Raw genomic sequence first — 13,246 nt, forward strand, 5'->3', positions numbered from 1 at the left:
TTTCGCCGGGCGCGCGCTGCCTGCCTCACCGCCAGCAGCGCACCGGCAAACAGCATGCCCAGGCCGATCGTCACCGGCCAGCGGTAAGCCATCAGTAACGAGGGCAATCCGCCGTCCGGCGCCAGCACCACCAGATTCCAGCCCGTTAGCCCCGCCTCGCCGTTCAGCGCGCGGGTTAACATCCGCTGGTGCGGGGCGAAAGGCTGGATAGTCTGGTAGTGGCTGCCGAACAGCGGCGGCTGCATCTCCCCGGGGAACTGCGCCTGCACCTGGGCCAGTACGCTGGCCGGCAGCGCATGCGACGCCGCCAGCAGATGCCCGTCGCCATTCACCAGCAGCAGTTGATAATGCCGCTGCCGGGCGAGGGTATGGAGTTCGGCGCGCATCGCCGCCAACGGCCAGGCGGCTTCCCGCTGCGGCGCCGGCGTGTTCATTCGCCGCTCAAGGCGTTGCGCCACCCACTGCGCATCCTCCTCCAGCTGGCGGGTCTGCATCTCACGGTAAACCTCTCTGGCCGGCAAATTCACGCCCCGACCGAGCGCCAGGATCGCCAGTCCGGCGATCAGCGTGACGATAATGCCTCTGCTTGCCGGTCGCCAGAGCGGCGAGGATTTGACAACGGATGGTGTATTCATACAACTCCAGAAACCGGAGGCCACGCGTGGGCCCCCTGACGAATAGACAACGGAAGTGGCAAAACTGTACAGGATGAGCCGCGTGGGCAAAACAGACAGGCCGCGCCTGGCGGGGCGTATTTTGTTTATTTCTGGACAGGACGGGCGGCAACGACATCCTTCGCCGCTGCCGCCCGTTGATAAGATTAGTGTTTTTTCCGGTTGCGACGCATGTCGATGGTCACCGCGGCGACGATAATGATGCCCTTAATAATATCCTGCACATAGGCATCGACGCCGACAAAGGTAAAACCGCTTTTGATCAGGCCAAGGATCATCGCGCCAATCAGGGTGCCGGTAATGCGCCCCACCCCGCCCATCAGGCTGCTGCCGCCGATCACCGCGGCGGCAATCGCGTCCAGCTCGTAGGACATCCCCATGCTCGACTGGCCGCTGCTGACGCGCGCCGCCAGCACCACCCCCGCCAGCCCGGAGAGCGCCCCGGCGATGGTGTAGACAATCACCAGGTACTTATTCACGTTGATGCCGGACACTTTGGCCGAGGTCATGTTGCCGCCGATGGCATACACATATTTGCCATAACGGGTATGCTTCAGCGCAATGTGAAACACGGCGGCGATCACGAAGAAGATAATCACCGGCATCGCCCCCTGGCCTATCGCCGTAAAGCTGTCGGAGAGGAAGCTGATCGGGTTGCCCTGGGTGTAATACTGCGCCAGACCGCGCGCCGAAACCATCATCCCGAGGGTGGCAATAAACGGCGGAATACCGGTCCGCGTCACCAGAAAACCGTTGGTCAGCCCGCACAGCAGGCCGACGCCGATCCCCGCGCAAATGGGGATCACCGCCGGCAGGTTGACCAGCGCCGGGAACATCGGCGACAGGCTGTCGGAAGTTTGCGCCAGGCTCGCCGCCACCACCGCCGCAAGGGCGATAACCGAGCCGGAGGAGAGGTCAATCCCGGTGGTAATGATCACCTGGGTGACGCCGACGGCGATGATGCCGATGATCGCCACCTGCAGCACAATCAGCACCAGGCGGTTGGTATTGAGCAGGAACGACTGGTCGCGAACATACCAGCCGGCAATTTCAAAAGTCAGGGCAATCACCAGCATCACCACAAAGATGCCGGTATCTTTCGGCATTTTATGCCGCAAATTAGCGAAGAAGGAGGAACCCTCGCTGGCCGGAGCCGCCGTTAATTTCATATTACTCATTCTCTGTGCCTCAATGGGATGCCAACGACAAAATGGTTTCCTGGTCGGCTTCGTCTTTTTCCAGGATGCCGGTGATACGGCCTTCATGCATCACCATAACCCGATCACTCATGCCAAGGATTTCCGGCAGCTCAGAGGAGACCATAATGACCGCCACCCCCCGATTCGCCAGTTCACTGATCAGATGATAAATCTCCGCCTTCGCCCCGACGTCGATACCGCGGGTCGGCTCATCGAGAATTAAGATTTTCGGTTGCGCTAACAGCCAGCGCGCAATCAGGACTTTTTGCTGATTCCCCCCGCTGAGGTTATTAATAATTTGATCCATCGTCGGCGTTTTAATATTGAGCCGGCGAATTTGCTCCATGCAGTCTTCGGCCATTTTCACGTGCTGGACAAAACCGCTCTTGCCGATATATTCCGGCATTTTGACGATACTCATATTTTCCAGCACCGACAGCACCAGAAACAGGCCCGACTTTTTGCGGTCTTCGGTTAATAGCGCCATCCCCTTTTCAATCGCCACGGAGGGGGAATCAATGGTCACCGGCGCCCCGTCGATCAGCACTTCGCCGCTGTCGAAGCGCTCCATACCGAACAGGCTTTCCATCACCTCGCTGCGCCCGGCGCCCACCAGCCCGGCTACACCAAGGATTTCACCGCGGCGTACAGTAAAACTGACGTCATGGAACACGCCCTGGCGCGTCAGGTTGCGCACCGTCAGCACCTCTTCGCCGATGGTGTTATTAAATTTCGGAAACAGCTGAGTTAATTCGCGGCCCACCATCTGGGTGATCAGCGACTGGCGGGTAAATTCGGTGGTGTTTTTGCTCCCCACCCAGGTGCCGTCGCGAAACACGCTGATCTCATCGGTAATGGCAAAGATCTCATCCATTTTGTGGCTGATATAGATGATCGCTTTACCCTGGGCGCGCAGGTCGCGGATGATGGTGAACAGGTGAGCCACCTCGCCTTCGGTCAGCGCCGAGGTGGGCTCATCCATGATCACGATATCCGCATTCCACGAGACCGCTTTGGCAATCTCCACCATCTGCTGGGCGGCGATGCTCAGGTCACCCACCAGCCGGTCGGCGGTTAAGCGGATATTAAGCTTGTCCAGCAGCGCCTGGGTCTGGCGGGTCAGCTGGCCGTGGTCGACAAAGCCGTACTTCATCGGCTCGCGCCCCAGCCAGATATTCTCCGCCACCGTCATATGCGGCACCAGATTGAGCTCCTGGTGGATCATCGAGATCCCCGAGCGCAGCGCATCCATGGTGTCGGTAAACTCCACCGGCTCCCCTTTCACGCGAATCGATCCTTTATCGGGGCGATAGATACCGATCAGGCACTTCATCAGCGTGGATTTGCCGGCGCCGTTCTCGCCCATCAGGGCATGCACCGTTCCCGGACGCACGCGCAATGAGACATTATCGAGCGCCTTCACGCCGGGGAAGAACTTACTGATACCTTCGGCTTCAAGTGCAAAAGCGTTCATACATCCACCTCCGTACCACGGGTTGGCCAGGACTATTTCTGATTACGGTTAGTAAATTCAGCCATGTTCTCTTTGGTGATCAGCTGATACGGCACGTCGATGATTTTTTCTACTTTCTCGCCATTCGCCAGCTTGATGGCCGCGTCTACTGCGCCTTCACCCTGGCCTTTCGCATCCTGGAAGATGGTGGCGATCATTTTGCCGCTCTTCAGCATCTGCAGCGCATCCGGAGTGCCATCCACGCCAGCGATGAGAATATGGTTCGGGTTTTTGCCCAGTGCCTGCAGGGCGCCGATCGCCATTTCATCGTTGTTGGAGGCGATGGCCTGGATATCCTCACCGCTGGTCATCCAGTTGCTGACCACGTCCACCGCGTCATTGCGGGTAAATTTCGCGGTCTGCTTCTGGACGATTTTGATGTTCGGGTATTTCGCCACCACCTCTTCCACCCCTTTGGTGCGGTCGCGGGTAGATTCATTCGCCAGGTCGCCGAGCAGGATCGCCACATTACCCTTACCGTTCATCGCTTTCGCCAGCGCTTCCATCTGCAGACGGCCAGCAAGGATAGAGTCCGACCCCACATAGGCCATCTTGTCGGTCAGCTCCGCCTGCGGGCGACGGTTCACAAACACCAGCGGGATCCCGGCTTTGGTGGCCTGATCCATGATCGGTTTCACCGCGTTGGTATCCACCGGGTTGACGATAATGGCGTCCACCCCCTGGCCGATAAAGTTTTGCACCTGCTGCAGCTGCTGGGAGACATCTCCTTTCGCGTCCTCGATCTGCGATTTAACGCCATCTTTTTTCATCTCTTTTTGCATCGAGGTCCGCAGGATCGTCAGGAAGTTATCGTCAAACAGCGCCATGGAGACGCCAATAGAGACGTCTTTTGCCATAACCACCGCAGGCAGCATGCAGGCTAACAAAGAGGCAACAATCGTTTTCTTAATATTCATAGTTGATCCTTGATTTTGTAGGTACGCCGGTGAATGAAACAAAATGAAAAATTAATTTCAGTTACGTTGCGGCAAATGTCTGCTGCGATGTCGACGGCACTGCGGTTCCTCTCGCACTCCCTCGTGATCTAAATCACAAATAACGGCTGTTTTATCATCACTTTTTTGAAACGTCAGTCCATTTACACCGCGCTCTGGATTTCAGACCATTTATTTCATTAACAAGACATTTGAAACTTTTATAAGTAAATAACTGAAATGAAAATTTTAAAACTATGCAGTAACAGAATTTTGACAGACATCTAACATTGCCGCATAAATGAGCGAAAAATGAGAGGCAGACAACGCTTTGAAGCGATCGCTTCCGGCGGGGTTGGCTTTTACCCGCCGGGGAAATCCGTGTTGTCAGAAAGGGAGGCCCCGCACGCCTTAGTCCACGTTTTCGGCGCTGTAGAGGATAAAGTCGACTTTACCGTCGGCATAGGTTTGCGGCTGGTAGCCGGACTCCAGATGGCGCAGCATCAGGTCGATCGCCAGCTGGGCATGCTGGCGGGTGTTCTGATCGAGCGTTAACGCCAGACTCCCCTTCGCCAGCTGCTGCCGGGTGGTGTTGTAACGCTCATGGGTGATCCAGCAGACGTCGCCTTCGCGGCGGTGGCGGGCCAGCGCCTCGGCAATCTGGGTATTGCCAAGCCCGGTGTTATAGATCCCAACAATATTCCGGCCGCGACACAGGGCTTGTTCCAGCAGTCGGGTGATCTGCTCCCGCCGCTCCTCACCCGCCAGCACGTCGCTGAGCTGCAGGTGGGGAAAGCGCTGGCTCAGCACCTCGCGAAACCCCTGAATGCGCAGGCGATGCGCGCTGTAATCTTGCCGGCCGCTGACCATCAGCACCTCGCCGGGCCGCGGCGTCATTCTCCCCAGCATTAACCCCGCCGTGCGGCCAGCCTGCAGCTGATTGATCCCCACGTGGCAGAGTCGGTCGGCGCCGGGCAGGTCCGTCGCCAGGGTGATCGCCGGGACGCCCGCCTCCCGGCAGCCGCGCAGCGCATCGTGCACCGCAGGATGGTCATTGCCGAAGACGATGATCCCCTGACGCTGCTGGCAGCTGCGCACAATGCGCCGGGCCAGCGTCGTCGGCTGCGACTCCGGGACAAAGGTGCGGTGCAGGGTCAAACGGCGATAGCCGAGGCTATCCGCCACGGCGGCAAAATCCTGCGCCAGCTGGGGAAAGAAGAACGAGTCATTGCTGCTGAGAAAGACCTCAACCTGCCAGGGAAAGCGGTGCTCCTCCGGCAGGATCCGCTTCAGCCCCGCCTCGCGCGCCGCCTGCAGCACTTTGCGGGTGGTCTGCGGCGATACGCCGCCGCGTTCGTTCAGCACCCGGTCAACGGTGGCCACGCCGACGCCAATCTGTCTGGCCAGCATCGCCAGTGAAATGTTTTTCATCGCCCCTCTCTTCATGATGGAAATCCATCAAAACGGCAGTGTCAGTGAGTTTAGCAAACCGATTATGGTGGCAACGTCCCCTCGCCATTCTGGAGAAAAAAATGATCTGCAAACGTTTTGCCCTGGTAGGCAGTGGTTTTATCGGTCAGGTTCATGCCGCCAGTCTTGCCCGTCATGAAGGAAGTGCGCTGACGATGGTGGCCGACGCCGCCCCGGAGCGCGCCCAGGCGCTGGCCGCCCGCTATGGCGCCCGGGCGGTGACAGTGAGCGAGGCGATCCATAGCGACGCCATCGACGCGGTGCTGATCGCCAGTTCAACCCCGTCACATGCCGAACTGCTGGAAGCCGCCGCCCGGGCGGGCAAGGCGGTCTATTGCGAAAAACCGATCGACCTCTCCCTGGCGCGCGCCCGCGAGGTGGTGGAGCGGGTGCTCCCCCTGAATGTGCCGGTGACTGTCGGCTTTAACCGGCGCTTCGACAGCAGCCATCAGCAGCTCCGCCGCCAGCTGGAGCAAGGGCTGATCGGCCGGGTCGAGCTGGTGCAGATGGTCTGCCGCGCCTCCAGCATGCCGCCGCTCGATTATCTGCGCAGCTCCGGCGGCCAGATGCGCGATCAGGCGATCCACTTCTTCGATCTCCTGCGCTTTCTCACTGGCGATGAAGTGCGCACCGTGGCGGCGATGGGCGCGGCGTTGGCCCTGCCGGACATCGCCGAATTTGGCGATGTCGACACCTCTATCCTGATGATGCAGATGCGCGGCGGCGCGCTGGCGCAGCTGGACAATACCCGCCGTACCGGCCACGGGTATGATGAACGGATCACGCTGCTGGGCGCCGAAGGCGCGCTGGAGTCCGGTAGCCAGTCGCCGGCGGGCCCTACCCTGTGGCGCGGCAATCAGCGCATTGAGCCGGGCCTGTGGCCGGACTGGTTCAGCCGGGTACAAGGATCTTATTATCAGCATCTTGACGCCTTTATTCGCACCCTGAATGGTGAAACCGTGGCCGACCTGCCCGGCTTGCTGGACGGCCTGCAGGCGCAGGCCATTGCCGAAGCGGCGGTTCAGTCCCTGCAGCGCGGCCAGTTTGTCGCCGTCGACGACTGTTGCTGAGCGGGTGTAAGGCAACCGCAATCAGGCGCTGTACCAGCCTTTATGCCGGGCGGCGGCGACGCCTTGCCCGGCCTACAGAACACAGGCATTAATACACTGTAATATCAATCGGTTGCATAGATATCGTAGGCCCGTGCAAGCGCAGCGCCGCCGGGCAAGGACAGCGGGCGCGGAGCCGCTTTTATGCCGGGCGGCGGCGACGCCTTGCCCGGCCTACAGAACACAGGCATTAATACACTGTAATATCAATCGGTTGCATAGATATCGTAGGCCCGTGCAAGCGCAGCGCCGCCGGGCAACAGACATCCGGCATCGTACGCGTCCTGGCGCCGGACAATGGCAGATACGCTCGCGCTGTCTGCAAACCAAAGCCCGGCCAACCCTTAGCGTTCTTCGTTAAACACCGCGCCCACCTGGCGCCGCACCTCATCCATCACCTGCAGATTCTGCAGCACCCGACTGAGCGGCCGCAGCGGCGAGTCCTGCAACCCCTGCCCAATGCACCAGGCAAAATGCTCCGCCTGCCAGAACAGCTGGTCGTAGCGATTGCGCGGCTCTTCCCAGCGCAGCGCCTGTCCACCCTGGCTGGCGGCGAGCGTGAAGCCGCCGGGGGCATAGAACTGGCCGTCGAGCGTCAGGGTCGCCTGGCGTCCGGCCACCACCGCCCCGCCCGGCGTGTTGCTGAATAACGTGGTGTTTAACAAGCCCTGCATCCCGTTCTGCCAGCCGAACAGCATCGACGTCTGACCGTTAAGCCCCTCCGCCGTGGCGCTGCCGCGGGCGACAATCTCCTGCGGCATGCCGCCCACCATCAGCGCAAACGAGGTTAAATAGCTGCCGAGGTCCATCATCGGCCCGCCGGCAAGGTCGGCATTGAAGATACGGTGGTCGGGGGTGAAATACTCGCCGTGATCGGCCAGCAGGGTATGCAGGTCGCCGAGCGCCCCATCCTCCAGCAACTGGCGGATCACATCATATTTCGGCGCGTAATCGCACCACATCGCCTCCAGCGCGACTCTCCCCTGCCGGGTGGCTTCCGCCTGCAGCTCACGCCCTTCGCCGAGGTTGAGCGCGAAGGGCTTCTCAATCAGCACGTGTTTACCCGCCTTCAGCGCCAGCATGCCGTCGGGAAAGTGATGGTTGTGCGGCGTTGCAATATACACCGCATCAATATCCGGGCGTGCCAGCATCTCCTCCACCTGGCCGTAAGCCTGGGGGATCCCCCATTCCGCGGCCACCCGGTCGGCCTTCGCCTGGCTGCGGGAGGCCACCGCCACCACCTGCTGCCGGCTGTAGGTTTTCAATGCATGAACAAAGCGCTCGGCGATCCAGCCAGGACCGATAATGCCCCAGCGCAGGATGGGAATGCTCTGCGCCGCCGGCCGGCGCGGGATCGGTAAGTGTGAGGGAAACATAGCGGCTCCTTAGTCTTTAACCACGTTCACCCAGCGACGGCTGGCCATCGAGGCTTCAATCGCCGACAGCACGCGCTGATTCTGCAAACCAAATTCGAAGTTGGGATAGCAGTCGTCCTCCCCGCAAATCCCCTGCACCAGGTCATGCACTTCGATCACCTTGACGTCAAAATAGCCCAGCCCGCCGCCGCCAAAATCGAAGCCGAAGAAGCCGGCATAGGCCGGGATCTGGCTCCCGGCATACAGCGTCTTAAAGCCGCGGTCGTGTTTGTCATCGTTGAAGCGATACACCTGCAGCTCGTTAAAGCGCTCCCCGTCCATATACAGCGTGCCTTCGGTGCCGGAGACCTCCCAGAACACGCCGAAGATCCGCCCGGCGGCAATGCGCGAGGCCTCAATCACTCCCGCCGCGCCGCTGTCGAAACTGACCAGGCACTGAACCTGATCGTCATTTTCCACTTCCCGCCACTCGGCATCGGCCGCGACCCGGCTGGCATACCCGGCATCGCTCTGCGGCACCGGACGCTGGCGCAGGCAGGTTTGCGCGCTGGCGGTCACTTCGCGGATCCCGCCCAGCAAAAACTGGGCGACCGACAGGGTATGGGCGCCGAGGTCGCCAAGCGCCCCGCTGCCGCCGAGGGTTTTCGAGCAGCGCCAGGACCAGGGCAGGTTCGGGTCGTTATAAAACCCCTGATCAAAGGTGCCGCGAAAGCGCACCGGTTCGCCAATATCGCCCCGGGCGATAATCTGCTTTGCCAGCAGCGCCGCCGGCGTTTTGATGTTGTTAAAGGCCACCATGGTCTTCACCCCCGCGCGCCGTGCCGCCTGCGCCATCTCCTGCGCCTGCTGCTCGTTGACCGCCAGCGGCTTCTCGCAATAGACATGTTTACCCGCCGCGATCGCCGCCATCGCCATTGTGTAGTGAAGATGGTTCGGCGAGGTGATATCCACCACATCAACCTGCGGATCGTTTACCAGCTCGCGCCAGTCGCCGTAGGCCTTTTCCGCCCCCAGTTTCGCCGCATGGCGTTTGGCCATCGCCTGATCCTGATCCGCCAGCGCGTAGAGATGCGGGCGCTTCGGCAGATCGGGATAAAACATCGCCGCGCGACGGTAAGCGTCGGCGTGTGCCTGACCCATAAAACCCGAGCCGATAAGACCGATATTTAACCGCGCGCTCATGATGCATGCTCCTCTGACGGTGAAAGGGAAGATAAATGGTGTGCCAGCCAGGCAAAGGCGCGGCTGGCGGTGGCCAACGGCGGCGCCATCGCCGGGTCCTGCTCGGCTTCGATAATCAGCCAGCCGCGGTAGTCACTGCGCCGGACGAAGTCGAGGATCGGCGCATAGTCGATGCAGCCGTCGCCTGGGATGGTAAACAGCCCGGCGCGCACCGCCTCGTTAAAGCTCAGGTTTTCACGATACAGACGCTCCAGCACCTGCGGACGCACGTCTTTCAGATGCAGATGGCGGATACGGTGGCCATATTTTTGCAGCACGCGCGGGATCTCGACCCCGGCGACAAAGGCGTGCCCGGTATCAAACGCCAGCCCGACGTTGTCATGGGTGTGAGACAGAAACCGCTCCAGCTCGTCATCATGCTCCACCAGCATCATCAGATGATGGTGATAGGCCAGCTGGAGGCCATAGTCACGCAGCAGCAGGTCGGCAAAGGTATTTAGCTTGTGGCAATACGCCGTCAGGCTGACGCGGCTTAACGGCGGCGAGAGCGAAATAGGCTCATCAAGCGGGGTTTCACCCGGCAGTTGCCCGCACTCGCCGTAAACCATCACCCTCGCGCCGAGCTGCCGGAGGAGCTGCGCGTGCTCCCGCACCGCCTCCAGCTCCGCTTCCACGCTGCGGTCGGCCAGCAAGCCGCTGTACCAGCCGGACGCCAGGCGCAGGTCAGCCGCCGCCAGCAGCGGGCCCAGCGTCTCTGCCTGGCGGGGAAATTTCCGTCCTAATTCAATGCCCTGATAGCCCGCCTCCCGCGCCTCGCGCAGGCAGGTATCCAGGGGGATATCGCCGCCTAAATCCTCCAGCACATCGTTGGTCCAGCACAGGGGGCTCACGCCCCACTGCAGATGCTCTGTCGCCATCTTGTTCTCCTTTTCACCCTGTGGTCTTGTCTGGCGTCACTATAAGCAGGCGACGACCGACGATGAAAACGGAGAAATGATGGAAATCCATCATTGCGCTGGCGATATATCCGCTATTTCAGGTAACCCTGAAAAATAAATGGAAATAATGCTTGCCGCCAGCTTATTTTGCGGATAAAAATTACTGGCTTAATAACCCGACTCAGAGGTTATCCCTTTCATTCGAAATATGATGATAGCAATATGAAAAAAACTCAACACCGCACCGGTGCGGGCTTTAGCCGCGCGCCCAGGCCTGGCCTGCTGTTATTTGCGTAAGTGAAAAATAGCCACTTTTAAAACATCAATTACTTAACATTCTCTCTGCAATAATATGACAAGCAGCGGGAAGGCTCTGTGATAAATAAGCTCAGGGTAATGATGCTTTACCAATAAATACCCCATCTCCTTCCTGCTAGTTATTTATCAGGAATGACTGCGGTTATATTTATTCTGACGCCACCGGGAGAATGCACCAATGTGTATCAACCTTTATGACAATGCGCGCCGCTATCGCGATGAGAAACAATAAGATGAATAAGACCTGGCTTTTCACCACCCTCACCCTGGCGCTGGTCGCCGCCGCGCCGGCCCACGCCATTAGCGCGAAATACCGGGAACAGCTTGAACGTTCCGGTTGCACGCAGATGACCGACGGGACCACCTGCGATATTCATAAAACCAAAGCCGAGAATGCCGCCGCCGCACAGCACGCCAGCAGCGGCTTCGGCCCCTGGGCGGGCACCTGGTATGTTTATACGGAGTATGGCGATAAAATTGATGAGATTACCGTCACCGCTAAAACGGTGAAAACCCATGGTCATCTGGTCGAGGAGGCGAAAGCCAGCCAGGGTAAACTGACCTTCCGGGTGAAAAGCTCAGCCTTTACGCTGAACGACGCCTTTAACGGCGTCTGGGCAAACGGCAGCCAGCGCGGCTCCCTGCAAAAAGTCCTGTAATAACATCGCCCTGCCGACAGGATGGGGATAATGCTGGAAGGACCTCCCGGCGCAGGCCGGGAGGGAGTGCAACGGATTACTTCTGCGGACGCATGGCCGGGAAGAGGATCACGTCGCGGATGGTATGGCTGTTGGTAAACAGCATCACCATGCGGTCGATACCGATACCCAGACCCGCGGTCGGCGGCAGGCCGTACTCGAGGGCAGTCACGTAATCTTCGTCGTAGAACATCGCTTCGTCATCGCCCGCCGCTTTGGCGTTCACCTGATCCTGGAAGCGCTGCGCCTGATCTTCGGCATCGTTCAGCTCGCTGAAACCGTTACCGATTTCGCGGCCACCGATGAAGAATTCGAAGCGGTCAGTGATTTCCGGGTTCACGTCGTTGCGGCGCGCCAGCGGGGAAACTTCCGCCGGGTATTCGGTGATGAAGGTTGGCTGAATCAGATGCGCCTCCGCCACTTCGTCAAAGATTTCGGTGACGATACGTCCCAGCCCCCAGCTTTTCTCTACCTGAATGCCGAGAGATTCCGCCAGCGCTTTCGCCGCGTCAAAGTTATCCAGATCCGCCATGTTGGTTTCCGGACGGTGTTTCTTGATCGCTTCGCGCATGGTCAGTTTTTCAAACGGCTTACCGAAATCAAACACCTGGTCGCCATACGGCACTTCGGTTTTGCCCAGCACCGTCTGCGCCAGGGTGCGGAACAACGACTCGGTCAGTTCGATCAGGTCTTTGTAGTCCGCATACGCCATATACAGTTCCATCATGGTGAACTCTGGGTTATGGCGTACCGAGATCCCTTCGTTACGGAAGTTACGGTTGATTTCAAACACGCGTTCAAAACCGCCAACCACCAGACGTTTCAGATACAGTTCCGGCGCGATGCGCAGGTACATATCCAGATCCAGCGCGTTGTGATGGGTGATGAACGGACGGGCGGACGCACCGCCAGGGATCACCTGCATCATCGGCGTTTCGACTTCCATAAAACCGCGAGCCACCATGAACTGGCGCATGGTCGCGAGGATCTGCGAGCGGATACGGAACGTATGACGCGACTCTTCGTTGGCGATCAGATCCAGATAGCGCTGGCGATAGCGAACTTCCTGATCCTGCAGGCCGTGGAATTTATCCGGCAGCGGGCGCAGGGCTTTGGTCAGCAGACGCAGCTCGGTGCAGTGGATGGAAAGTTCACCGGTTTGCGTTTTGAACAGCTTGCCGCGGGCGGCGATGATGTCGCCGAGGTCCCATTTTTTAAACTGTTCGTTGTAGACGCCTTCCGGCAGGTCATCGCGCGCCACGTACAGCTGAATGCGGCCGCCGACGTCCTGGAGGGTGACGAAGGAGGCTTTGCCCATCACGCGGCGGGTCATCATCCGGCCAGCCACTGCAACTTCAACGTTCAGGGAAGCGAGTTCATCGTTATCCTTCGCATCGAATTCAGCGTGCAATTGGTCAGAGGTATGATCGCGACGGAAGTCGTTGGGGAAGGCTACGCCCTGCTCACGCAGTGCAGCCAGTTTTTCGCGACGAGTTTTCAGTTCATTATTAAGGTCAATGGCCTCATCGGCACCTTGTGCTTGTTGTTCAGACATATGGATTCCTCATAACCTTGCTTTCAAACTAGCTTCGATATATTGAACCAGGTCACCCTTCCGCGCGGCCTGTCTCTGGAAAGACACCAGAGCACAATCTTAACGATCCTGGATTCACTCCAAGCTGATCTCACTCAGCTATGGCTTCAGTAACGGTATTTTTTATCGTTGGCCTCCGCGCATGCCAGAATATCCTCCTCCTGTTAACTAAGCTGTGCAAGGAGCGACTTCGCGCTCCGCTGTTGATGTAATACCCCCGGTCGCGCCGCGCTTACCGGG

10 protein-coding genes and 1 pseudogene are annotated in these 13,246 nt (G+C 59.2%); 2 read left to right on the plus strand and 9 right to left on the minus strand.

Going from position 1 to position 13,246, the window contains the following annotated elements:
• Positions 1-25 precede the first annotated feature (25 nt).
• The 5 genes and pseudogenes from CWM57_RS10160 to CWM57_RS10180 form a co-directional block, all read right to left on the minus strand.
• Positions 26-635 (minus strand): annotated as a pseudogene (locus tag CWM57_RS10160) (hypothetical protein).
• Positions 636-820: 185 nt separating this feature from the next.
• Positions 821-1,843: an ABC transporter permease gene (locus tag CWM57_RS10165; RefSeq protein WP_004152946.1), complete on the minus strand. Its 1,023-nt coding sequence runs from the start codon at positions 1,841-1,843 to the stop codon at positions 821-823.
• Positions 1,844-1,862: 19 nt separating this feature from the next.
• Positions 1,863-3,347 (minus strand): sugar ABC transporter ATP-binding protein, encoded by a 1,485-nt coding sequence (locus tag CWM57_RS10170; RefSeq protein ID WP_004202401.1) that lies wholly within the window; start codon positions 3,345-3,347, stop codon positions 1,863-1,865.
• A gap of 32 nt (positions 3,348-3,379) precedes the next feature.
• The gene (locus tag CWM57_RS10175; protein WP_002892597.1) at positions 3,380-4,303 is read right to left on the minus strand and encodes a sugar ABC transporter substrate-binding protein; all 924 of its coding nucleotides are present in this window, start codon (positions 4,301-4,303) and stop codon (positions 3,380-3,382) included.
• 429 nt (positions 4,304-4,732) lie between these two features.
• Entirely contained in the window at positions 4,733-5,752 is a 1,020-nt protein-coding gene (locus CWM57_RS10180; protein WP_100675950.1) for a LacI family DNA-binding transcriptional regulator, read from the minus strand.
• A gap of 101 nt (positions 5,753-5,853) precedes the next feature.
• Between CWM57_RS10180 and CWM57_RS10185 the strand changes: the two genes are divergently transcribed.
• Entirely contained in the window at positions 5,854-6,861 is a 1,008-nt protein-coding gene (locus tag CWM57_RS10185; RefSeq protein WP_100675951.1) for a Gfo/Idh/MocA family oxidoreductase, read from the plus strand.
• 383 nt (positions 6,862-7,244) lie between these two features.
• On the opposite strand, the gene CWM57_RS10195 is transcribed toward CWM57_RS10185, so the two are convergent.
• From CWM57_RS10195 to iolE, 3 genes are read right to left on the minus strand one after another with little or no spacing between them, the layout of a single operon-like run.
• Positions 7,245-8,276, minus strand: coding sequence for a Gfo/Idh/MocA family protein (locus CWM57_RS10195; RefSeq protein WP_100675953.1), 1,032 nt, complete (start codon positions 8,274-8,276; stop codon positions 7,245-7,247).
• A gap of 9 nt (positions 8,277-8,285) precedes the next feature.
• Positions 8,286-9,458, minus strand: coding sequence for a Gfo/Idh/MocA family protein (locus CWM57_RS10200; RefSeq protein WP_100631524.1), 1,173 nt, complete (start codon positions 9,456-9,458; stop codon positions 8,286-8,288).
• A complete protein-coding gene (iolE, locus tag CWM57_RS10205; protein ID WP_100675954.1) occupies positions 9,455-10,375 on the minus strand; it encodes a myo-inosose-2 dehydratase in 921 nt (306 codons plus the stop codon). Before iolE ends, CWM57_RS10200 begins: the two co-directional genes overlap by 4 nt.
• Before the next feature lie 572 nt (positions 10,376-10,947).
• Between iolE and CWM57_RS10210 the strand changes: the two genes are divergently transcribed.
• Entirely contained in the window at positions 10,948-11,373 is a 426-nt protein-coding gene (locus CWM57_RS10210; RefSeq protein ID WP_100675964.1) for a hypothetical protein, read from the plus strand.
• 76 nt (positions 11,374-11,449) lie between these two features.
• On the opposite strand, the gene lysS is transcribed toward CWM57_RS10210, so the two are convergent.
• A complete protein-coding gene (gene lysS / locus CWM57_RS10215) occupies positions 11,450-12,967 on the minus strand; it encodes a lysine--tRNA ligase (RefSeq protein ID WP_004202393.1) in 1,518 nt (505 codons plus the stop codon).
• Between the last annotated feature and the right edge of the window lie 279 nt (positions 12,968-13,246).

Origin of the sequence: Klebsiella sp. G-Nf4, assembly GCF_002810615.1 — a bacterium.
GTDB lineage: Bacteria > Pseudomonadota > Gammaproteobacteria > Enterobacterales > Enterobacteriaceae > Klebsiella > Klebsiella variicola.

Bases quoted from the DNA above. Each gene is read 5' to 3' on its own strand.
- CWM57_RS10210 (WP_100675964.1), top strand. From the start codon at position 10,948: ATGAATAAGACCTGGCTTTTCACCACCCTCACCCTGGCGCTGGTCGCC.
- CWM57_RS10175 (WP_002892597.1), bottom strand. From the start codon at position 4,303: ATGAATATTAAGAAAACGATTGTTGCCTCTTTGTTAGCCTGCATGCTG.
- CWM57_RS10170 (WP_004202401.1), bottom strand. From the start codon at position 3,347: ATGAACGCTTTTGCACTTGAAGCCGAAGGTATCAGTAAGTTCTTCCCC.
- lysS (WP_004202393.1), bottom strand. From the start codon at position 12,967: ATGTCTGAACAACAAGCACAAGGTGCCGATGAGGCCATTGACCTTAAT.
- iolE (WP_100675954.1), bottom strand. From the start codon at position 10,375: ATGGCGACAGAGCATCTGCAGTGGGGCGTGAGCCCCCTGTGCTGGACC.
- CWM57_RS10200 (WP_100631524.1), bottom strand. From the start codon at position 9,458: ATGAGCGCGCGGTTAAATATCGGTCTTATCGGCTCGGGTTTTATGGGT.
- CWM57_RS10165 (WP_004152946.1), bottom strand. From the start codon at position 1,843: ATGAAATTAACGGCGGCTCCGGCCAGCGAGGGTTCCTCCTTCTTCGCT.
- CWM57_RS10185 (WP_100675951.1), top strand. From the start codon at position 5,854: ATGATCTGCAAACGTTTTGCCCTGGTAGGCAGTGGTTTTATCGGTCAG.
- CWM57_RS10180 (WP_100675950.1), bottom strand. From the start codon at position 5,752: ATGAAAAACATTTCACTGGCGATGCTGGCCAGACAGATTGGCGTCGGC.
- CWM57_RS10195 (WP_100675953.1), bottom strand. From the start codon at position 8,276: ATGTTTCCCTCACACTTACCGATCCCGCGCCGGCCGGCGGCGCAGAGC.